Source organism: Litorihabitans aurantiacus (assembly GCF_030161595.1).
Taxonomy (GTDB): domain Bacteria; phylum Actinomycetota; class Actinomycetes; order Actinomycetales; family Beutenbergiaceae; genus Litorihabitans; species Litorihabitans aurantiacus.
In genome coordinates this window covers 2,785,840-2,806,081 of sequence record NZ_BSUM01000001.1, presented here as the reverse complement: position 1 = coordinate 2,806,081, position 20,242 = coordinate 2,785,840, and the positions used below count along the sequence as shown (strand labels likewise).

Genomic DNA, 20,242 nt, shown 5'->3' with positions numbered 1-20,242 from the left:
ACCGCCGCGGTCCCACGCCGTACCCTCGTGGCGTGCCTGAACCGGATGACGACGTCGAGCTGCCACCGGCCTACGACTTCAGCGGGGGCCTGACCGGGTTCCCGCTGCCGTCCGCCACGCCCGCCCCGCCGACGTCGGGTTCGGGCGCGGGATCGTCCTCGGGGACGACGTCGGGATCGACCGACCCCGCGATGCAGCCGGGCGGGCGCCCGGTGCTCCCCGCCGGCTCGAGCATCACCCCGCCCTCCAGCGCCCAGGCGTCCTCCGGCGTGCAGGCGCCGACGGGCCCGCCCCCGTCCCGCCGACCCGCAACCGCGGTCGTCGCGGCTCGGGCGGTGCCGCGCTCTACGGCACACCGCCGGCGCGGCAGCCGGGCATGCCCTCGGCCCCCGTCTCGCCGTCGCCCTCGCGGGGCTCCGGCGGCAGAGGTGGATCGGCCGGTTCCGGTGGGTCCGGCGGTTCCGGCTCGTCCCGCACCGGCTACCCGGTCCGCGGCGGCGGTCGCGGCGGCGGCACGGGCCGGACGACGTCGCGCGTGCCCTGGGTCGTGTTCGGCGTCGCGGGCGTCGTGCTCGTGGGCGCGGTCGTCGGCGGGATCCAGTCGGGCGGGAGCAGCGGCGGGAGCAGCTACCCGCGCGACCCGGTGGTCGACGGCGAGCCCGACACCAGCCAGGAGATCTGGTCCACGCGGCTGAGCGACGGGCGGCTGGTCGGCGACCCCATCGGTGGCGCCCGCTCCTACACGACGCCGGTCGGCGGCATGGCGGTCGTGGGGGAGCACGCCGTCGGCAGGTTCTCTGACGCGCCCTACGACGACACGATCACGGCGACCGTCCGGTCGGTCTCGCTCGCGGACGGCTCGAGCACCGACCTCGTGACGATGCAGGACCCCCGGTGCGCCGCCGTCCCCTACGGCACGCCGGAGCTCGCCTCCCGCGTGGCCTGCGCGGGCGAGGAGGACGGCGCGACCGTCGCCGTCGTGCACGACGTCACCTCGGGCGAGGAGACCGAGCGCTGGCGCACCCCCAGCCGGTCGCGATGATCGCGGCGACCACGACCGCGTACGTGACCCTGGACCGGATCGACCCCGAGGACGGCTCGACCACCCTGCGGTGGTGGAACAACGCCGGCCTGCCGGTCTGGAGCGAGGACGTCGGCGGTCTCGACCGGGAGCTGATCGAGAGCCTCGCCCGCGAGGACGACGAGAGAGGCTGGGAGCTCAGCAGCTCGGCCCGGCTGACGACGGTCGGCGAGGGCGCGGTCCTGTCCGGGTCGATGGGCGCGGTCCTGATGGACTCCACCGGCGTGACCGCCGTGAAGGAGTGCTGGTCCGGCGCGATCGTGGAGGAGGTCGTCGTCTGCGAGGGCGGCACGGACCGCCGTCTCGAGGGTCTGACCGTGGCCGGCGACACGCTGTGGTCCAGCGAGGACGTCTCGCTGCGCACCAGCATCGGGCGCGACGGCGCGGTGGCGATCGCGCTCGACTACACGCGCAACGGCGGTGACTACGGCGAGGAGTACCGGATGGTCGACGCGGCCACCGGGCGCCTCGGCGAGCCGCTCGACCTCGCCGACGACTGGCCGCAGGTCACCGGCACCGCGGCCCTGCCGATCCTCGTCACGGAGGAGGACCGCGACGACTACGACGAGGCCACCGTCGTCACGATCACGGCGCTCGACCCGGCCACCCTCGGCATCGCCTGGACCACCGAGCTGGACTCGCGGCAGTACCCGGAGGTGCTGGTGGCGGGCTCTCGCGTGCTCGTCGGGGTCGAGCGCGAGACCTGGACGGTGCTCGACGGCGCGACGGGCGCCGTCGTGGGCGGGATGGGCGGTGACGGCGACATCGACGTCGTGCTCGAGGACGGCGTCCTGACGGAGAGCTACTCGCAGCTGCGCCGGGTCACGCTGCCGTAGGTCGCCGGCGTGCGGGGGTCGTTCGCGAGCTCCTGCGCGAGCTGCTCCGGCGCGACGAGGAACCCGTCCTCGTCGAGGATCGCGCCGCCGACGGCCTCGTGCAGCGCGAGCGCCGCACGCCCGATGCGTGCCCGGATCCCGGCCCGACGGCGCAGGCCGGCCCGCGCCGTCGGCGTCCGGTCGTGCTCGGCCCACCGCACGGCGTAGGACAGGACGCCGCCGCTCGTCCACGCGGCTGTGCGCAGCGCGGGCGGGAGCACCTCCGCGGCCTCGACGTCGATCGCGAGGTGCGCTGCGCCGTCGTCCTCGCCGTCGTTCGAGGTCCGGACATCGGTCCAGGACGCGCCGTACCCGTCCAGGTGGTGGCCCTCCGCGGCCGCGGCATCGGCCCCGGGCATGAGCTCCAGACCGGGCAGCGCCGGCTCCAGCACGTGCGCGAGCGCCTCGGGGTCGAGCCACGTCGGGGCGTGCACCACGAGATCGACGGCGGAGTCGGGGTGCGGTTCCAGCAGCACCCCCGTGCTGGTGCGCACCGCTCCGGCGAGCCGGCGGGCGCACGCGTGCACGACGTCGAGCACCTGCCGCTCCAGGCCCTCGGGGTGGGTGAGCCCGAACGCGTCGAGCAGGTCGCCGTAGCCACCCGCGAGCGCGGGGGCGGGCGCGGACCGCTCGGGGTCGACGTCGACCACGACGACGGTCTCGGCCCACTCCGGCAGGCCGAGCGCGTCGCGTGCGGCGTCGGCGGCCCAGGGGCCGGTGAGCGTCGCGCGGGAGTGACGGTCGGCGTCGGGCAGGAGGTCCAGGACGCCCGGCAGCGTGGCCGACGGCGGGGTGGTCCACCGGGCGCCGACCACGAGCGAGAGCACGAGGGTCTCGAGCTCGTCCGGCTCGACGTCTCCGGCGAGCAGGAGCAGGTGGTGGTGGGCCGCGACGGCGGGTGCGAGCCGGGGCGCGCGGGTGGTGTCGGCCTCGGCGCTCACCCCCGTCACTCCACGGAGGTGCGGTGGAAGTTCAGGTGCGATCGCGACGCCGTCGGGCCGCGCTGGCCCTGGTAGCGCGATCCGGACGCGCCGCTGCCGTAGGGGTTCATCGCGGGGCTGGAGAGGCGGAAGAAGCAGAGCTGCCCGATCTTCATCCCCGGCCACAGGGTGATCGGGAGGGTGGCGACGTTGCTCAGCTCCAGGGTGACGTGGCCGGTGAAACCGGGGTCGATGAAGCCGGCCGTGGAGTGGGTCAGGAGGCCGAGGCGGCCGAGCGAGGACTTGCCCTCGAGGCGGGCCGCGACGTCGTCGGGCAGCGTGACCAGCTCGTGCGTGGCGCCGAGCACGAACTCGCCCGGGTGGAGCACGAACGCCTCGTCCGGGGCGACCTCCACCAGACGCGTGAGCTCGCTCTGGTCCTGGGCGGGGTCGATGACCGGGTACTTGTGGTTGTCGAAGAGCCGGAAGAAGCGGTCGAGCCGGACGTCGACCGAGCTCGGCTGCACCATCGCGGGGTCGTAGGGGTCCAGGCGCACGCGCCCGGCGTCGAGCTCGGCGGTGATGTCGCGGTCGGAGAGCAGCACGGGCTCACGCTACCGCCGCGCGGCGTTGCGGCCGTGTCCGTTTCGCTCGGTCCGCGCGAGCGGTTACAGTGGGTGTCGCTGCCCGTCGTGGCGGCGTGCGGATGTAGTTCAATGGTAGAACTTCAGCTTCCCAAGCTGATAGCGCGGGTTCGATTCCCGTCATCCGCTCCGAAGCGCAGCACGAGGCCGGTCCCCGCGGGGACCGGCCTCGTGTCGTTCCAGGGCGGAGCGCCCCCGTGTCCCGGTGACCCCGCGGCCCCGTTGCCCCGCGCCCCCGGCGCCCCGGATCGTTCGCTGCGCACGAATCGGGTCTTCACGGCGGTTGAAGGCCCGATTCGTGCGCAGCGAAGCGGTGGGGCGATGCCGGGCGGCGCCGGAAGGTGCCGTGGGCTGATCAGTGCGCGAGGGCGGGGGCGTCCGCGGCGCCGACCGTCGCCGGCCGCTCGGCGGCGGAGGCCGCCCGCGCCGCACGGTCGCCGCGCCGGCGGTACAGCGTCGCGGTCAGCACGAACCCGACGGCGAAGATGCCCGCCGACCACGTGTAGGCCGTCGAGAACCCGTGCAGGGCCGCCTCGACCCGTGCGGCGGGATCGCCCGCGGCGGCGCCGGCGAGTGCGGTGGCCGTCGCCGTCGTCGCGATGGTGTTGAGCACCGCCGTGCCGATGGCGCCGCCGATCTGCTGGCTCGTGGAGACGGCCGCCGAGGCCGCACCGGCCTGCGCGGGCGCGACGCCGAGCGTGGCGGTCTGGATCGAGACCGGCATGATCGAACCCATCCCGATCCCGAGCAGGACGAAGCCGGGCAGGAGGTGGGGGTAGGTGCTGGTGGCGTCCAGGAGGGTGAAGCTGAGCATCCCGGCAGCGCCCGCGAGCATGCCGACGGGGACGAGGAGCTTCGGCCCGAACCGGGGCACGAGCAGGTTGGTCTGCAGCTGCGCCGTCACGATGATCGCCAGCACCATCGGCATGAACGCCAGGCCCGTGCGCATCGGCGAGTAGCCGAGCACCGACTGCAGGTAGTAGGTGACGAACAGGAACGCACCGAACATCCCCGAGCCGGCCACGAGGATGCCGAGGAACGCGGCGCCGCGGTCGCGGTCGGTGACGATCGGGAGCGGGAGCAGCGGGGCCGATCCGTGGCGCTGGCGCAGCGCGAACGCCACGAGGAGCACGACGCCGACGGCGAGCGGGCCCCACGTCAGCACGTCGCCCCACCCGCGGGGTTCGGCCTGCGAGAAGCCGAAGACCAGGGTGAACAGACCGCCCGAGCCGAGCACGACGTCGAGCACCGCGGGGCGCTGCGCGCCGCGGCCGGAGTGACGCGGCAGGAGGACCAGCCCACCCACGAGGGCCACGACGGCGATCGGCACGTTGACGTAGAGGTTCCAGCGCCAGCTCAGGGTCTCGGTGAGGAGGCCGCCGAGGAGCAGGCCGATCGCGCCGCCCATGCCGGCGATCGCGCCGAAGATGCCGAACGCGCGCGCCCGCTCGCGCGGCTGCGTGAACGTGGTGGTGAGCGAGGAGAGGGCCGCGGGTGCGAGGACGGCGGCGAACGCGCCCTGCAGGGCCCGGGCGGCCACGAGCGTGCCGAAGGAGTCGGCGATGCCCCCGAGCGCGGACGCGCCGGCGAAGCCGACGAGTCCGACGAGGAACATCCGACGGCGGCCCAGGATGTCGCTGAGGCGTCCGCCGACGAGCAGGAGGCTGCCGAACGCGAGGGCGTAGGCGGTGACGACCCACTGGCGGTCGTTGTCGTCGAAGCCCAGGGCGGTCTGCGCCGAGGGCAGGGCGATGTTCACGATGGTTGCGTCGAGCACGACCATCAGCTGGGCGAGCGCGAGGGTCGTGAGGACGAGCCAGCGGTGGTCGCCGGCGGTGGTGGTCGCGGTCGTCGCTGTCGGCGCGGGCGGGGTGGTCGAGCTGGTCGGAGTGGCGGACATGACGTGCTCCTGGGGTGCGAGGTGCTGGCGAAGCAGCACGCTAATACAGAACCGCTAGTATCGGAACCGCCGGTATCGGAAAAGGTGTGTGACGTGGGCGACGCGTCGCGGGTGAGGATGGAGCCGTGATGGAGGACGAGCTGCACGACGACGGCGCCGCGGTTCGCGAACCGCTCGATGCGGTCGAGGCGCCGGAACCTCGCCGTCCGGGTCGGCGTCGCGACGCCGCGAAGGACGCCGCGATCGTCGCGGCCGCCCACCAGCTGCTCGTCGAGCGCGGCTTCGACGCGATGACGATGGACGATGTCGCGGAGCGCGCCGGGGTCGGCAAGGCCACCGTGTACCGGCGCTGGACCACGAAGGTGCACCTCGCCGTCGAGGCGATGACGACGGCGATCCCGGCGCTGACGCTGGACGCGGTGCCGGACACCGGGAGCCTGCGCGGTGACCTCATGACGATCCCCGCGCTGATCCACCGGGCGCGCGAGGACGCCGCCACGGACCTGCTCGGACCGGCGCGGGACCATCCCGAGATCGCCGACCAGCTGCACCAGCGGCTCGCGCGCGACCGGGTCACGGTGCTGCGCGGTCTGCTCGAGCGTGCCCAGGTGCGCGGGGAGGTGGCGCCCGACCGCGATCTCGACCTCATCGCCGTCGTGGGGCCCGCGGTGATCTTCTACGCGAAGGCGTTCTCCGGCGAGGTGTTCTCACCGGAGCTGCTGGAGCGCGTGATCGACGGTGTCGTGCTGCCGCTGGCCCTGCTCCGCCCCTGACCCACCCTCCGCGAGAGACTTTCGGGCGTTCCCGAGAGACTTTGGGGTGTTCCCGAGAGACTTTCGGACCGCCGTCATCGCTCGCGGTCGTTCCGAAGTCTCTCGCGGGTGCCCTGAAGTCTCTCGCGGTCGCCCCGAAGTCTCTCGGGAACGTCCCAAAGTCTCTCGCGGTCAGCGCAGGGGGTGTGGGCCGGGTCGACGCGCTCGTCGTCCCGCACCGGTCCGGGTGCCGTACCGTCGCCGAACGGGCGGCCGCCCAGCTCTTCGCGGCCGTGCGGCGACACCCAGCCGTCCAGCGACGGCCCGAGCGGCACGATGCCCGACGGGTTCAGGTCGCGGTGCACCTCGTAGTAGTGGCTCTTGATCTGCGCGAAGTCGACCGTGTCACCGAACCCCGGCGTCTGGAACAGGTCGCGCGCGTACCCCCACAGCGCCGGCATCTCGCGCAGCAGGTTCCGGTTGCACTTGAAGTGCCCGTGGTAGACCGCGTCGAAGCGGGCAAGGGTGGTGAACAGCCGCACGTCGGCCTCGGTGATCGTGTCACCGACGAGGTAGCGCCGCGTGGTCAGGCGCTCCTCGAGCCAGTCCAGCGAGGTCCACAACCGCTCGTACGCCTCGTCGTAGGAGGACTGCGAGCCGGCGAAGCCGCAGCGGTACACGCCGTTGTTCACCTCGGTGTACACGCGGCGCATGACCTCCTCCATCTCCTCGCGGTGGGCCGCGGGCAGGAGGTCGGGCGCGCCGTCGCGGTGGAACGCGGTCCACTCGGTGGAGAGGTCCAGCGTGATCTGCGCGAAGTCGTTCGTGGCGACGGCGCCGCTCGGCACGTCCACGAGCGCCGGCACCGTGATGCCGCGCGGGTACTCCGGATCGCGCGCGAGGAACGCGTCGCGCAGGTGGTGGATCCCGAGCACGGGGTCCTTCCCGTCCGGGTCGAGGTCGAAGGTCCAGGACAGCTCGTCGTGCGTCGGACCGGGCAGCCCCACCGAGATCGCGTCCTCGAGCCCGAGGAGGCGGCGCACGATCAGCGTGCGGTTCGCCCACGGGCACGCGCGGGCGGCCACGAGCCGGTACCGCCCGGCCTCGACCGGCCACCCCTCCGCGCCGTCGCGCGTCACGCGGGTGGTGATGTAGCGGGTGTCCCGCTCGAACGCCTCACCCGGCTTGGAGTACACACCCTGCTCACCCATGCTGCTCACCCGTCCCGATCGCCGTCGTGCTCCTGCCTCCACCCTCGCACCCCGACGGCGCGGCGTGGCCCGCGGGTCTCCCACCTCCGGCGGGCGCGGCACAGGATCCTTGTCGGCCCACGCCCGCGGGCGCACGATGGAGGAGCAGGGGGCGACGGCGATCGAAGGAGAGGACCATGAGCGAACCGACGGACGGGCGCGACGCGACCAGCGGTGCGAACCCGGACCCCGACGCCGATCCCGACATGCTCAACCCCCGGACCGGCAGCGCCGCCGCTCGGACGACGGCGACGGCGACGACGCTGCCGCACCGGGTGCGCCGGGTGACGACGACCTCGACCCCGACGGCGACCCGGACATGCTCAACCCGAGGACGGGCCCCGAGGCCGGTCAGGGCTGAGCGCCGGACCGCGAGACCACCACCAGCACCACACGAGAGGACGACCACCATGAGCGAACCGATCGGTGAGCCCACCTACGAGGCCGGCGAGATCGACCGCCGCGACACCGAGCACGAGCCGCACCTCAACTCCCGCCTCGGCGAGGCGGGGGAGAGCGCGACCGACCCGCTCGCCGGCGACCCGCCAGCGGACGGTGAGACCCTGCAGCGCCAGGAGGACGAGGGCGGGCGCACGGACCCCGCCTGAGCCTGCCGGCGGCACCGGCACGACGAGCCGTCGCCCTCCGGGGCGGCGGCTCGTCCGCGTCCCGGGCAGCCTCCCCGAACCGCGCAGCGGCGCGGCCCTGCAGGCCAGCGGCAGGCTAGCGTTGCCCGCGTGACGACGACGCGTGGCGCCGAAGCCCCGCCGCACGCACCCGGGCGGCCGCGGCGTCGCCCCGACCTCCGCGGGATCCGCACGCTCCCGCGCCCCCTCGCTGGGTCTGGCACGTGCTCGGCGTCTACGCCGCCTCCCGCGTGCTCGTCACCGGCGCGCTCCTGATCGCGCGCACCCACCAGGGCCCGTCGTTCGAGGGCTGGTGGCCCAACCCCGAGGGCCGCCCGCCGTATGGCGTCTTCGTCGGCCGCTGGTGGGACGCCTGGTGGTACGAGCGCATCTGGGCCGGCGGCTACCCGGACGCCCTGCCGGTGCGCGACGGCGTCGTCGTCATCAACGAGTGGGCCTTCTTCCCGCTCTACCCCGGAATCGTCCGGGCGATCACGACGGCGACCGGCGGCACCTGGATCGTCGTCGCGCCACTGGTCTCGCTCGTGATCGGGGCGGCGGCCCTCCTCGTGGTGCACCGCCTCGTGACAGTCGCGGCGCCCCACGCCGTCGCGGCGCGCCCCGGCCTCCCGCTCGCCACCGTCGCCCTCGTGGCCTTCTTCCCCTCCGCCGTCGTGCTCCAGGTGGCCTACACCGAGTCGCTCGCGCTCCTGCTCGTGGCGACGACGCTGCTGCTGGTCGTGCGACGGCGCTACTGCTGGGCGATGCTCGCCGTCGCGGCCCTGGGGTTCACGCGCGCCGTCGCGCTGCCGATGGCGGTGGTGGTCGCGGTGCACCTGCTCCTGCGCTGGCGCGAGGCCCGCGCCGGGCGCGAGGCGATGACACGGCGCGAGGTGGTCACCGGGGTGGGGCTGCTGGGCGTGGCCGGGCTCTCGGGCGGCATCTGGCCGCTGATCGCGGGTGCCGTCACGGGGCAGGTCGACGCCTACGTGCTGACGCAGGGCGCGTGGCGCCCCGATCGCGGCATCGGGCTCTTCGCGGGGTTCACGCGCGTGGAGACGTTCTCGCCGCTCGGGGTGGGGCTGACGATCGGCGCCGTCACGCTGATCGTCGGGCTCCTGGTGCTCGGCGCGCTGCGCGGCCCGCGACGGATCGGCCTCGAGCTGTGGGTGTGGTCGGCCGCGTACGTGCTCTACCTCGCGGCGGTCGGGGACCTCATCTCCAGCCAACTGCGGTTCCTGCTGCTGGCGTTCCCGCTCGCGATCGTGCTCGTCGCGCTCGTCCCGCGTCCAGCGTGGGCGGCCCGCGCGTGGACGTCGCTCCTCCTGGCCGGCCTGGCGGTGGCGCAGGTCGCCTGGGTCTGGACCGTGTGGATGCAGGTCCTGCGCGAGATCACCTTCCTGAAGGCACCCTAGCCCGACCCGACACCACCGGAGGTCACCATGACCGGTTCCACCCTCGCCGTCGAGATCGCCGTCCAGGACCCGCGCGGCGTCGCCGTCGCGGCCGCCGCCGGGGCGGACCGCATCGAGCTGTGCGCCGCGCTCGAGACCGGCGGCGTCACGCCGTCGACCGGCCTGCTCGACCTCGCCGTCGCCGCGCGGGCGGCGGGCGGCCCGGAGGTGCACGTGCTCGTGCGGCCGCGCGGGGGCGGGTTCGTCTACGACGACGGCGAGCGCGACCTCGTGCTCGCCGACGTCCGCGCCGCGGTCGAGCGCGGGGCCGACGGCGTGGTCGTCGGTGCGGCGCAGGCGGCCTCGGGCGGCGGGACCGAGCTCGACCTCGCGCTGGTCGCGCGCGCCGTCGAGGTGGCCGGGGGACGCGAGGTCACGGTGCACCGCGTCGTGGACACCGTGGCGGACCCGGTCGCGGCCGTCGCGGCGCTGGTGGGCGGCGGCGTCGCGCGTGTGCTGACCTCGGGTGGTGCGCCGACAGCGCCCGCGGGGAGGCGACCCTGCGCCGCATGGTGGAGGCCGCGGGCGGCCGGCTGCAGATCATGGCGGGCGGTGGCGTCACGGCCGGGACGGTCGCGGACCTCGCGGCCGCGGGGGTCGACGCCGTGCACGCCTCCGCGTCGCGGCGGCAGGAGCCCGACGCCGGTGCGCCCCTGGGCGGGACGAGCGACGGCGGGAGCTGGCTCACGGCGGACCTCGACGTCGCGCGGGCCTTCGTCGCGGCTGCACGCACGGCGCGCGCGGCCCGGTGATCCTCAGGTCGCGGCGCGCAGCAGGAGCCAGGCGATCGCCGCCGTCGCCGCAGCGACCGTGACCAGGTGCGTGCCGACCCAGAACCACCCGGGCAGCCCCGTCAGGCGCGACATCTCCGCGGGGTCGGAGTGGCGCGGGGCGCGGGCGACGGCGAAGACGTGCCGCCACGCCCCGACCAGCAGGACCGCCGCGACGACGAGCAGCACCGTGCTCGAGCGCTCGTCCGACCGCCACCACCACAGCGCCCCGGCGGCGAGGCCGACCGCGAGGGTGACCCCCGCCGTCGCCCACGAGCGCACGAACACCAGGCAGACCAGGCAGACGAGCGTGACGACGCCGAGCACGAGCGGCGCCCAGCCCGAGATGGCCGCCGCCACGAGCCCGACCGCGAGGAGCGCGGGCGCGGGGTAGCCCGACCAGGTGGTCCACGCGAGGCCGGGGCCGCGCGGCTTCCCGACCGTGACCGCGTGCCCGGACATGTCCGAGCGCACCACGAAACCCGTGAACCGGCGCCCGACGACGACGCCCGCCGCGGCGTGACCGAGCTCGTGCGCGAGCGTGACGACGACGCGCACGCGCAGCCACAGCGGCGGCACGAGACACACCACGAGCCCGACGGCGAGTGGCACCCACACCTGCCACTCCGGCAGGCGCGTCGTGGACATGAACGTCTCGCCGGACAGCGGCACGTAGCTCGTCCATCCATAGCCCTCGACGAGTGCGTTGCCGCCCCGCTCCGAGCGCGCGACGACCGCACGCCACCACTCGCTCTGCGCCCAGGGCAGACGGGTGAGCAGCGCGAGCGCGGTCGTCATCGCGGTGAGTGCGACGGCGCTCACGCGCGCGGCCCCGTCCGCCACGCCTGACCCCACTCGACCTTGCGCGCCGCCCGGAACGCCTCCTTGTCGCGCTTGGTCACGACGGCTCGCTCGTGCTCGCCCGCGGCCGTGCACAGCTCGAGCCGGATGTGGCCGGGGTGGGTCTGCGGGTGGCGCAGCACGCGCGCGGCGGGGAGGTCGGCGGCGTCAGGGGAGTCCGGAGGGACGGCGGCGACGTAGGCCAGCTTCTCGTCCTCGAACGAGCGCTCACCGGCCTTGGCCTGGCGGTGCGCGCGGCTGCGCTCGAGTCGGACGGCGGCGTGGCACCAGTCGGCGTCGTCCCCGGCGAGGGGGCACGCGCCGGAGTGCGGGCACGGCGCCACGACGCGCCAGCCGGCGGCGAGGAGCTGGTCACGGACCGCCAGGACGCGGCGGAAGCCGGCGGGCGTCCCGGGTTCGACGACGACGATGGCGCCGCTCGCCGCGGCCGTGAGGCGCTCGACGACGGCGGTGCGCTGCGCCGTCGTGATCTCCGACAGGACGAAGGCGGCGACGGCTAGGTCGTGCGTGGGGTCCGACGGCGACGCCGCGGTGGGGTGGGTGGCGCTCGCATCCGCGAGGGTGGTGGTGACGGCCAGGTCGGCGTGCGCGAGCATCCGCTCCGCCGCGGCGAGCATGGGCCGCGAGTAGTCGAGGAGGTCGGCGCGCTCGAGGCTGCCGAAGACGTCCCACGCCGCCCACGTCGCGGCGCCGGAGCCGCTGCCGAGGTCGAGGAGGCTGCGCGGCGCGAGGTGCGGGACGGCGTCGCGCACCTGTGCGAGGGCGAACGCGACGGCGGCGAACGTGGCGGGCATCCGCGCGGTGACGTACGCGGCGGCGTCGTCGGGGCTCGCGACGATGGGCCGGTCGGCGGGGCGGTCGGCGAGGTAGCGGTCCGAGAGGCGACGCGCGTCCGACGTCGTGCGCGCGCCGCGCGCATCGGCGAGCTCGGCCTCGACGGCTCCGCGCAGGGCGGCGGGCATGACGGACGTGGCGGGCACCTGGCGATCCTAGGTCGAGACCTCCGAGAGGGCCGCGCCCACCGGGCGCGACGACACCAGGTCGCCTAGCGTGGATCGATGACGACACGACGAGGCCGCCGTTCCCCTGCACGCCTTGCCGCGACGCTCGGGGTGGTCGCCGCGACCGTCGCGGGGTGTTCGGATCCGACCGGGCGCGAGGAGCCTTCCCTCGACTACGCGATCGATGCCGCCGAGCGCCTACTCGACGGCGAGTCACGGCTCGAGGAGGTGCTCGTCACCCCGCACGCCGGGCGCGGCAGCGCCGTCTTCGACATCCCCGGGACGGAGCTGGGGAAGTTCTTCAAGATGTTCTGCCTGGGCGAGGGCCGGATCACGCTCCGGGTCAACGGGAGCGACCGCATCACCGATCAGCGGTGCGACGACGGCACCGCAGGCATGGGCCTGGGTGCCGACGGCGACGGCACGCCCCTGGATCCACTGGACCCGGTCGAGGTGCAGCTCCTCGCGGCCGACGAGGTCTACTGGGTCGCAACCACCTTCACCGAGACCGACTCCTGAACACCGCACCCGCGGTGTGGTGGAGAGCACGCCGCGGGGTGGGGTGAGGCGTAGCGTGACGAGCTATCGAATCGTTACGATTGACGGAGACGCCCCAATCGTGCGCCGCCGCCCCGCACCGCTCGGTGCGCACCTCACCGCACAGCCCGAGGAGGCGAACCCTCATGACCAGCGCCGAGAACCCCGCGACCGCCGACACCGCAGCCCCCTGGGACGCCCCGGGCCCCCGGACTTCCACGCCGCGCCCGCCGCTCTCGCGAGCCCGCACCCGCCTCGCGCTCCTCGCGCTCGCGCTCGGCGGCTTCGGGATCGGCACGACGGAGTTCGTCGCGATGGGGCTGCTGCCGCAGATCGCCCAGGACCTGCTCCCGGAGACGTGGACCTCCGGGTCGGAGCAGGCGATCGCGCACACGGGTGGTTTCATCTCGGCCTACGCGCTCGGTGTCGTCCTCGGCGCCCCGACGATCGCCGCCACGGTGGCGCGCTTCCCGCGCCGCCGGCTCCTGGTCATCTTCACCAGCGCGTTCGCGGTCGCCACCCTGCTGTCCGCCGCGGCGCCCACCTACGAGCTCGCGATCGTGGCGCGCTTCGTCGCCGGTCTGCCGCACGGCGCCTACTTCGGCATCGCCGCGCTCGTGGCGGCGCAGCTCATGGGTCCGGGCAATCGCGGCAAGGGGGTCGCCCTGGTCCTCTCGGGCCTGACGGTCGCCAACGTCGTCGGCGTCCCGCTCATCACCGCGCTCGGTCAGCGGCAGGGCTGGCGGGTGGCCTACCTCGCGGTGACGGGTGTCTTCGTGGCCGCCACGCTCGCCGTCGCCCTCCTCGTCCCCCAGCAGCAGGGCGACGCCGGTGCGACCGTGCGCCGCGAGCTCAGCTCGCTGCGCCGGGGGCAGGTCTGGTTCGCGCTCGGGATCGGCTCGATCGGCTTCGGCGGCTTCTTCGCGATCTACAGCTACGTCGCCCCGCTCGTGAACGACGTCGCGGGCCTCGGTCAGGGCGTCGTGCCCTGGGCGCTGGTCCTCGTGGGTGTCGGGATGACGGTGGGCAACTTCGCCGGCGGCGTGCTCGCGGACCGTGGGGCCCTGCGCTCCGTGCTACGACTGTTCCCCGTGTTCATCGTCGTCATGGTGGTGCTCGCGCTGACCGCGAGCACGGCCGCGCTGCTCCTGCCGCTGCTCTTCCTCGTGGGGGCGGTCGCGTCCGCGCTCTCGCCCACGATCCAGACCCGTCTCATGGACGTCGCGGGCGACTCGCAGACCCTGGCCGCCGCGCTCAACCACTCCTCGCTGAACATCGGCAACTTCCTCGGTGCCGCGCTCGGCGCCGCCGTCATCTCGGCCGGCCTCGGGTACGAGGCGCCGACGTGGGTGGGCGTGGCGCTCGCCGTCGCGGGTCTGGCGCTGGCGCTGGCGAGCCGCGCGGTCGAGCGGCGGGGCGAGCGCGCTGCGGGTGGCGACGTCGCCGCCGTGCCCGACGCGCACGACGCGCCGGTTCCGGCCGAGGCGGTCGCGCGATGACCTCGACCTCGATCGGCCCGCTCCCGGAGCACGTGGCGCAGGGTGGCTACCAGGTCCGGCTCGAGTGGGGTGCGAGCGGGCTCGCGCGGCTGGAGCCCGCCGACGTCGTCGTGGCCGTCGACGTGCTCGGGTCGCTCGACGACGACCTCGCGACGGCGCTCGACCGCGAGATCGCGCGCGGCGCGGACGTGCTCCTCGGCGGCCTGACCAACGCCGCCGCCGTCGCGACGGCGTGCCTCGCGATCCAGCACGAGCGCGGGCGCCGCACGTCGATCGCCGTGATCGCCGCGGGCGAGGAGGGACGCGTGACCGTCGAGGACCAGCTCGGTGTCGGTGCCGTGATCGCCGCGCTCGCCGAGCGGGGCACCGACCACAGCTCGCCCGAGGCCGCCGTGGCGTGCGAGGCGTTCGTCGGGCTGCGCCGCGCCGTCGTCCACCTCGTGTCCGCGAGCGGATCGGGACGGGAGCTCGCCGCCCGCGGCCGCGGGGACGAGGTCGCCGCCGCCGCCCGGCTCGACGCCGTCGACCAGGTCGTCCGGTGGGGCGCGGTCGAGGCCCCGGTGGGCGGCGCAGGAGCCTGACTCAGGCGGCGGGACCCGCCGTCGCGCGCACCGTCTGCTCGCGCTCGACGTGGACGCCGCGGATCGCCGCGATCGCTCCTTCGCGCCCGATCTCGACCGTCCCCGTCACCACCGACAGCGCGGTGAGCGTCCGCTCGATGCGCAGCCCGGCGTCCCGGAGCGCCGGGAGGGCCCGGGGCAGGTCGCCGTCGACCGTCACGACCACCGACGTCCGCGGCGCTGAGTCCGAGCCGGGCGCCTCCGGGTGTCCGGATCCACCCCCGCCGTCGTGCTCGGGCCGGGGGTGCCGCACGACCGCCCCCGTCCGCGCGTCGACGGCGTCGAGGTCCGACACCGAGTCCGGGATCGATTCGCGGTTCCTGCGCACGCGGGGTCCCTCCTGATCGCCGCACCCCGGCGGCCTGCGCGGGGTGTGCACCCCATCATGACGAGTGCGGGGGCGCCACCGCCAGACCCCGACCCACGTCGCGCGCGGAGTCGGCCAGCGGCGCGGCGGTCGTGACGAGGTGCTCCCACAGGTCGCGACCGCGGGACCCGGTCGCCTGGGCGGCGAGCGCCGCCAGCCCCGAGACGTGCGGCGTGGCCATGCTCGTGCCGTCGAGCACCGCCGTCGGCGCGAGGGCGAGCGGGTGGGCGGACAGGATCGCGACGCCGGGCGCGGCGATGTCGACCTCGCCGCCGTCACCGTTGAGGCCGATGCACGAGAAGTCCGCGCGGCGCAGCCGGGTGTCCAGCGCCGCCACGGCCATGACCGACGGGCAGTTCGCGGGGGAGTTCACCGGTTCCGGTCCGTCGTTGCCCGCGGCCGCGATCACCACCGTCCCTGCGGCGAGCGCCGCGCGGGCCGCCGCCTCGTAGTAGCGCAGATGCGGCTCGCCGACGGCGACCGGGGTGCCCAGCGACATCGACACGACGTGGGCGCCCTGCTCGACCGCCCAGTTCAGCCCCTCGAGGACACCGCCCGAGGTGCCGCTCCCGTCGTCCCCCAGGACCTTGCCCACCAGCAGACGGGCGCCGGGTGCCACCCCGTAGCGCGGTCCGCCGCCGGCCGGCTCCCGCGCGCCCGCGACCGTCCCGGCCACGTGCGTGCCGTGACCGTTGCGGTCGTGCGCGCCCTCGCCGTCGACGAACGACCGCGCCGTCACGATGCGGCCGGCGAGGTCGGGGTGCTCGGCGTCGACCCCCGTGTCGAGCACGGCCACGACGACGCCGTCACCGTCCCAGGGGGTCGACGCCGCACCCGCCCCCGCCCCGACCACGCCCGTCGCGAGCAGCCCCCACGCCGCGGTGGCGGTGTCGGCGAACGCGCCGCCGGCGGGCGGGGCGACGGGCGGTGTCGCGGTGGCGTGCACCCACACCTCGGGCTCGGCCGAGACGACGGCGGCGCCCGGGTCCTGCGCCGCCTCGAGCAGGATCCCTGGCGGCTCCGTCATGATCGCGATGCCGAGGGCGTCGAGCACCACGGCCGTCCCCGCGGGGAGCTCGCCGCCGTCGGACGGCGCGGCCGCCGCCGAGGTGGCCGACGCCCCGGGCGCACCGCCTCCCCGCGGGAGGTCGCGCGCGCTGACGCACGAGACGCCGAGGCGGCGCAGGAGGTCGGGGGCAGGGGTCTCGCGCTCGTCCAGCACGACGATCGTGCGGCCCGTCGGCCCCGTGGGCAGCGCCCGCCCGGTCGGTGAGGTCATGGTCGCCGTCCTCCCCGCGGCGGACCCTCGCCGCCGCAGGCCACCATCAGAGCACCGGGGTCCGACATCGGGAACCCCGTGCCGTCATCCGCGGTCGGTGCGTGACGCGACCCGCGCCAGGTCATATCCTGACCAAGTCGCCCGACGCTCGCGTCGCCGTTGACATCGCCGCCTTGACCAACGCTTGAGAAGTGTGACGAGAACCGATGACTGACCTGCTCGCCGGCTACCGGGCGGCCGGCCCCGGCCACGACGAGATGCTGCAGTCCACCGGGGCCGCGCGCGAGGCGTGGGCCCAGATGGCGCACCTCGTCGACCTGCACGACGGGTCCTCGCTCGCCTCGCGCGCCGAGGACGTGGTCGAGCTCCTCGCCACCAACGGCGTCCGCCAGGGTGCGGGCTCCGACGAGCGCCCCTGGCTCCTCGACCCGCTGCCGGTGCTGTTCGACGAGGCCCAGTGGGCCCACGTCGAGGCCGGCCTGCGCCAGCGCGCGCTCCTGCTGGACCACGTGCTCACGGACGTCTACGGGAAGGGGCGGCTGCTCACCGAGGGTCTGCTGCCGCCCGCGCTCGTGCTCGGCCACCCGGGCTTCGTCCGAGCGGTCAACGACATCGTCAACCCCGGGCCGCACCAGCTGTTCATGGTCGGCACCGACCTCGCGCGCAACGCCGACGGGAGCTGGCAGGTGCTCGCGGACCGCGCCCAGACGCCGTCGGGCCTCGGCTTCGCGATGCAGGACCGCCGCATCGTGGCCGAGGTCCTCTCCGGCCTCTACCGCCACGCGCGCATCCGCCGGATCGGGCCCTTCTTCCAGGCGATGCGCCGCGCCGTGCGCGCCGCCGCGCCCGCCGGTGCCGGCTCGTCGCCGCGCGCCGCGCTGCTGACCCCCGGGCCGTACTCGCCCGCGGCCTTCGACCAGGCCTACCTCGCCACGATGCTGGGCTACCCGCTCGTGGAGGGTGAGGACCTCGTCGTCGAGGACGGCCGGCTGTGGATGCGCTCGCTCGGGAAGCGCGAGCCCGTCGACGTGCTGCTGCGCCACGTGGACGCCGAGTACTGCGACCCGCTGGACCTGCGCGGCGACTCCCGCCTCGGCGTCCCCGGGCTCGTGGAGGCGGCGCGCGCGGGCGCGGTCTCGATCGTGAACCCGCTGGGGAGCGGCGTCGTCGACAACCCCGGCCTGCTCACCTACCTGCCCCGGCTCGCGCGCAGCATCCTGGGCGAGGAGCTGATCATCCCCTCGACCGTCACCTACTGGTGCGGGGAACGCTCGATGTGCTCGCACGTGATCGCGAACCTCGACCGCCTCGTCGTGCGCTCGACCGCCCCGGGCGCGCCCGTGCTGCGCGGGTGGGAGCTCACGATCGCGGAGCGCGCCGATCTGTCGGTGCGCATCGCGACCGAGCCCTACCTGTGGGTGGGGCAGGAGCGCGTCGAGGCGTCGACCACCCCCGCCGTCGACGGGGACCGGCTCGAGGCCCGTCCCACGCAGCTGCGGACCTTCGCCGTCTCGGGCGAGGAGGGGTACGAGGTGATGTCCGGCGGAGTGGCGCGCGTGGCGGCGCCGGGGTCCGACGTCGCCGAACCTGGTCCGCACGACGCCGCCAAGGACGTCTGGGTCCTGTCCTCCCTGCCGAACTCCGACGGCGACGCCTGGGCCGAGGACTCGGCCCCCGCACCTGCGAACCTGCCGACGTCGATCTCCCCCGGCGCGGCCGAGGACCTGTTCTGGTTCGGCCGTTACAGCGAGCGGGCGGAGGGGACCACGCGGCTCGTGCGGGCAGTCGGCGACCGCTTCAGCGACTACGCCGTCGAGGTGACGCCGCGGCCCGGCGTCGGGGAGCCGGTGGTACTGGGCGTGCTGCGGCAGCTGCTGGCCGACGTCGTCGGGGAGGGCGAGCCGGTCCACCTCGTGCTCGAGGCCGCCCAGCCCGGCACGGTGGCGCACGCGCTCGCCCGCATGGCGCGCTCGGCCTCGTCCGTGCGCGACCAGCTCTCCTCCGACACGTGGGTCGCGCTGGCCTCGCTGGAGCGGGCGCTGGCCGCGCACCGCCGTCGCCGCGACCGAGACCCCGAGGCGGCCGCCGACATCGAGACCGTCTCCTCGCGGCTGCTCGAGGGGCTGCTCGCGATCGCCGGCATCCTCGCGGAGTCGATGGAGCGCGACGTCGGGTGGTGCCTCATGGACGCCGGGCGCCGGCTCGAGCGCGCCCAGCAGCTCGTCGACGTGCTCGCGGCGACGCTGCCGGCCGTGCACGCGCGCGCCGACGAGATCCTCGTGCTGGAGTCGGTGCTCATCGCGCACGAGAGCGTCATCACCTACCGACGCCGCTACCAGGCGCAGCCGCGCGTCGAACCGCTGCTCGCGCTGCTGCTGCTCGACGAGCACAACCCCCGCTCCCTGCGGTTCCAGCTGCGCGAGCTCGCCGCCTCGCTGGGGGAGGTACCCGCCCCGGCCCGCGGGACGCGGACGCGCGACGAGCTGCTGGGCGACGTCGTCGACCTCCTCGACGAGGTCGACCTGACCACCGTGGCCGCGCCCGACGACGACGGGCGGCGGAGCACGCTCGCCACCACCCTGGAGTCGATGGCGTGGCGGCTGCGCGAGCTCGGCGACGAGATCGCGCGCGTGCACCTGACCCAACCCGTCCCGGTCCCGTGGCTGGACGCCTCGGGGACGTTCGCGACGCCGTCGGCACGCGGGGCGGGCGACGGCGACGGTGGCGACGGTGCCGACGAGGGCGAGGAGACGCCGTGACCAGCAGGGGGCGCGAGGAGCGCAGCGGGGCCCGCCACTACCGGCTCGCCCACCGCACGACCTACACCTACCCCGAGGCGGTGACGAGCTCCTACGGGCGCGCCGTCATGCTGCCGCGCGAGGGCGGCGGGCAGCAGGTGCACACCTCGGCGCTGCACATCTCGCCGACCGCCGCGCAGACGGGCGAGCACCGAGACTTCCACGGCAACCGCTCCAGCTTCTTCAAGATCGACACCGAGCACACCGAGCTCGAGGTGCTGGCGGAGTCGGTGCTGACCGTGACGCGCAAGCAGGCGCAGATCGACCGGATGCCGATGATCTCGTGGAGCCAGGCCGCGGAGGTGACCCACACCCTCGGGGCGCCGGGGCGTGGCGGCGACACGAGCCACGGGGTCAACGGCGACGCGGTGATCGCGGTCTCGGAGGCGATGCTCGCCTCGCAGATGATCGACGTGACCGAGGAGGTGCGATCGTTCGCGGCGCCGTCGTTCGGGCCGGGCACGCCGCTCGCGCACGTGGTGGCGGACCTGTGCACGCGGATCAACACCGAGCTGGAGTACAAGTCGGGCTCGACGACGATCCACACCCGGCTGCCGGAGCTCCTCGAGAAGCGGCAGGGCGTGTGCCAGGACTTCGCGCACCTGATGATCGCGTGCGTGCGCTCGATGGGGCTCGCGGCGCGGTACGTGTCGGGCTACATCGAGACGAACCCGCCGCCCGGGCGGCCGAAGCTGCGGGGGTGGACGCGTCGCACGCGTGGGCCTCGGTGTGGGTGCCGGGCGGTGGCTGGCTGCACGTGGACCCGACCAACGACCAGTTCATCGACAACCGCTACGTGGTGCTCGGCTGGGGCCGCGACTACCGCGACGTCTCGCCGCTGCGCGGGATCGTGTACACCCCGGGCAAGGGGTCCTCGCTGAAGGTGGGCGTGGACCTGATGGAGCTGACGCCCGAGGAGGTCGAGGAGGTGCGGAGCTCGCACAGCCCCGGCGGGGGTGCGGGGGCCGGTCGCGGGCGGGGGCGCGCGGGGGGCTGAGGCGGTGCGGA

Annotated in this window: 19 protein-coding genes, 1 tRNA gene and 1 pseudogene; 12 read left to right on the top strand and 9 right to left on the bottom strand. The window is 75.0% G+C overall.

From position 1 onward, the window contains the following. Nucleotides 1-70: 70 nt before the first annotated feature. On the bottom strand, nucleotides 71-235 hold the full coding sequence (locus tag QQK22_RS13360) for a hypothetical protein (RefSeq protein ID WP_284251432.1): 165 nt from the start codon (nucleotides 233-235) through the stop codon (nucleotides 71-73). Between the two features lie 141 nt (nucleotides 236-376). On the opposite strand from QQK22_RS13360, the gene QQK22_RS13355 reads away from it, so the two are divergent. Together QQK22_RS13355 and QQK22_RS13350 are read left to right on the top strand one after the other, a co-directional pair. Beyond that, a complete protein-coding gene (locus QQK22_RS13355; RefSeq protein ID WP_284251431.1) occupies nucleotides 377-1,042 on the top strand; it encodes a hypothetical protein in 666 nt (221 codons plus the stop codon). Then, complete coding sequence (locus QQK22_RS13350; protein WP_284251430.1) at nucleotides 1,039-1,917, top strand: hypothetical protein; 879 nt, start codon at nucleotides 1,039-1,041, stop codon at nucleotides 1,915-1,917. Before QQK22_RS13355 ends, QQK22_RS13350 begins: the two co-directional genes overlap by 4 nt. Here QQK22_RS13350 and QQK22_RS13345 read toward each other — a convergent pair. Further along, nucleotides 1,884-2,897 (bottom strand): hypothetical protein, encoded by a 1,014-nt coding sequence (locus tag QQK22_RS13345; protein ID WP_284251429.1) that lies wholly within the window; start codon nucleotides 2,895-2,897, stop codon nucleotides 1,884-1,886. The genes QQK22_RS13350 and QQK22_RS13345 overlap by 34 nt on opposite strands. Nucleotides 2,898-2,902: 5 nt before the next feature. Then, nucleotides 2,903-3,481 (bottom strand): dCTP deaminase, encoded by a 579-nt coding sequence (gene dcd / locus QQK22_RS13340; protein WP_284251428.1) that lies wholly within the window; start codon nucleotides 3,479-3,481, stop codon nucleotides 2,903-2,905. 97 nt (nucleotides 3,482-3,578) lie between these two features. On the opposite strand from dcd, the gene QQK22_RS13335 reads away from it, so the two are divergent. Further along, nucleotides 3,579-3,649: transfer RNA gene (locus QQK22_RS13335), tRNA-Gly, on the top strand. A gap of 226 nt (nucleotides 3,650-3,875) precedes the next feature. On the opposite strand, the gene QQK22_RS13330 is transcribed toward QQK22_RS13335, so the two are convergent. After that, nucleotides 3,876-5,420: an MFS transporter gene (locus tag QQK22_RS13330; protein ID WP_284251427.1), complete on the bottom strand. Its 1,545-nt coding sequence runs from the start codon at nucleotides 5,418-5,420 to the stop codon at nucleotides 3,876-3,878. A 128-nt stretch (nucleotides 5,421-5,548) separates the two neighbouring features. Between QQK22_RS13330 and QQK22_RS13325 the strand changes: the two genes are divergently transcribed. Next, nucleotides 5,549-6,193 carry a TetR/AcrR family transcriptional regulator gene (locus QQK22_RS13325; RefSeq protein WP_284252753.1) on the top strand — a complete coding sequence of 215 codons (645 nt, stop codon included), beginning with the start codon at nucleotides 5,549-5,551 and terminating at the stop codon, nucleotides 6,191-6,193. Nucleotides 6,194-6,267: 74 nt separating this feature from the next. Here QQK22_RS13325 and QQK22_RS13320 read toward each other — a convergent pair whose 3' ends face one another. Then, entirely contained in the window at nucleotides 6,268-7,383 is a 1,116-nt protein-coding gene (locus QQK22_RS13320; RefSeq protein ID WP_284251421.1) for a glutathione S-transferase family protein, read from the bottom strand. A gap of 449 nt (nucleotides 7,384-7,832) precedes the next feature. Between QQK22_RS13320 and QQK22_RS13315 the strand changes: the two genes are divergently transcribed. The 3 genes and pseudogenes from QQK22_RS13315 (at nucleotide 7,833) to QQK22_RS19370 (ending at nucleotide 10,254) form a co-directional block, all read left to right on the top strand. Further along, on the top strand, nucleotides 7,833-8,030 hold the full coding sequence (locus QQK22_RS13315; protein WP_284251420.1) for a hypothetical protein: 198 nt from the start codon (nucleotides 7,833-7,835) through the stop codon (nucleotides 8,028-8,030). 242 nt (nucleotides 8,031-8,272) lie between these two features. After that, a complete protein-coding gene (locus tag QQK22_RS13310; RefSeq protein WP_284251419.1) occupies nucleotides 8,273-9,463 on the top strand; it encodes a hypothetical protein in 1,191 nt (396 codons plus the stop codon). Between the two features lie 27 nt (nucleotides 9,464-9,490). Further along, a pseudogene (locus QQK22_RS19370) lies at nucleotides 9,491-10,254 on the top strand (copper homeostasis protein CutC). Between the two features lie 3 nt (nucleotides 10,255-10,257). Here the strand turns inward: QQK22_RS19370 and QQK22_RS13295 are convergent. Then, entirely contained in the window at nucleotides 10,258-11,094 is an 837-nt protein-coding gene (locus tag QQK22_RS13295; RefSeq protein ID WP_284251417.1) for a M50 family metallopeptidase, read from the bottom strand. After that, complete coding sequence (locus QQK22_RS13290; protein WP_284251416.1) at nucleotides 11,091-12,113, bottom strand: small ribosomal subunit Rsm22 family protein; 1,023 nt, start codon at nucleotides 12,111-12,113, stop codon at nucleotides 11,091-11,093. The genes QQK22_RS13295 and QQK22_RS13290 overlap by 4 nt, the downstream gene beginning before the upstream one ends. Nucleotides 12,114-12,191: 78 nt before the next feature. On the opposite strand from QQK22_RS13290, the gene QQK22_RS13285 reads away from it, so the two are divergent. The 3 genes from QQK22_RS13285 (at nucleotide 12,192) to QQK22_RS13275 (ending at nucleotide 14,751) form a co-directional block, all read left to right on the top strand. Beyond that, a complete protein-coding gene (locus QQK22_RS13285) occupies nucleotides 12,192-12,653 on the top strand; it encodes a hypothetical protein (RefSeq protein WP_284251415.1) in 462 nt (153 codons plus the stop codon). 164 nt (nucleotides 12,654-12,817) lie between these two features. Further along, nucleotides 12,818-14,170: an MFS transporter gene (locus tag QQK22_RS13280; protein WP_284251414.1), complete on the top strand. Its 1,353-nt coding sequence runs from the start codon at nucleotides 12,818-12,820 to the stop codon at nucleotides 14,168-14,170. Beyond that, nucleotides 14,167-14,751 (top strand): 2-phosphosulfolactate phosphatase, encoded by a 585-nt coding sequence (locus QQK22_RS13275; RefSeq protein ID WP_284251413.1) that lies wholly within the window; start codon nucleotides 14,167-14,169, stop codon nucleotides 14,749-14,751. Before QQK22_RS13280 ends, QQK22_RS13275 begins: the two co-directional genes overlap by 4 nt. Nucleotide 14,752: 1 nt before the next feature. Here the strand turns inward: QQK22_RS13275 and QQK22_RS13270 are convergent, their stop codons facing one another. Continuing rightward, nucleotides 14,753-15,118 (bottom strand): hypothetical protein, encoded by a 366-nt coding sequence (locus QQK22_RS13270; protein WP_284251411.1) that lies wholly within the window; start codon nucleotides 15,116-15,118, stop codon nucleotides 14,753-14,755. Between the two features lie 55 nt (nucleotides 15,119-15,173). Further along, nucleotides 15,174-16,436, bottom strand: a complete 1,263-nt coding sequence (locus QQK22_RS13265) for a S8 family serine peptidase (RefSeq protein ID WP_284251410.1) — start codon at nucleotides 16,434-16,436, stop codon at nucleotides 15,174-15,176. Between the two features lie 206 nt (nucleotides 16,437-16,642). Between QQK22_RS13265 and QQK22_RS13260 the strand changes: the two genes are divergently transcribed. Further along, nucleotides 16,643-19,195 (top strand): circularly permuted type 2 ATP-grasp protein, encoded by a 2,553-nt coding sequence (locus tag QQK22_RS13260; protein ID WP_284251409.1) that lies wholly within the window; start codon nucleotides 16,643-16,645, stop codon nucleotides 19,193-19,195. Then, a complete protein-coding gene (locus QQK22_RS18895) occupies nucleotides 19,192-20,115 on the top strand; it encodes a transglutaminase family protein (protein WP_348525586.1) in 924 nt (307 codons plus the stop codon). The genes QQK22_RS13260 and QQK22_RS18895 overlap by 4 nt, the downstream gene beginning before the upstream one ends. The last annotated feature ends 127 nt before the right edge of the window (nucleotides 20,116-20,242 follow it).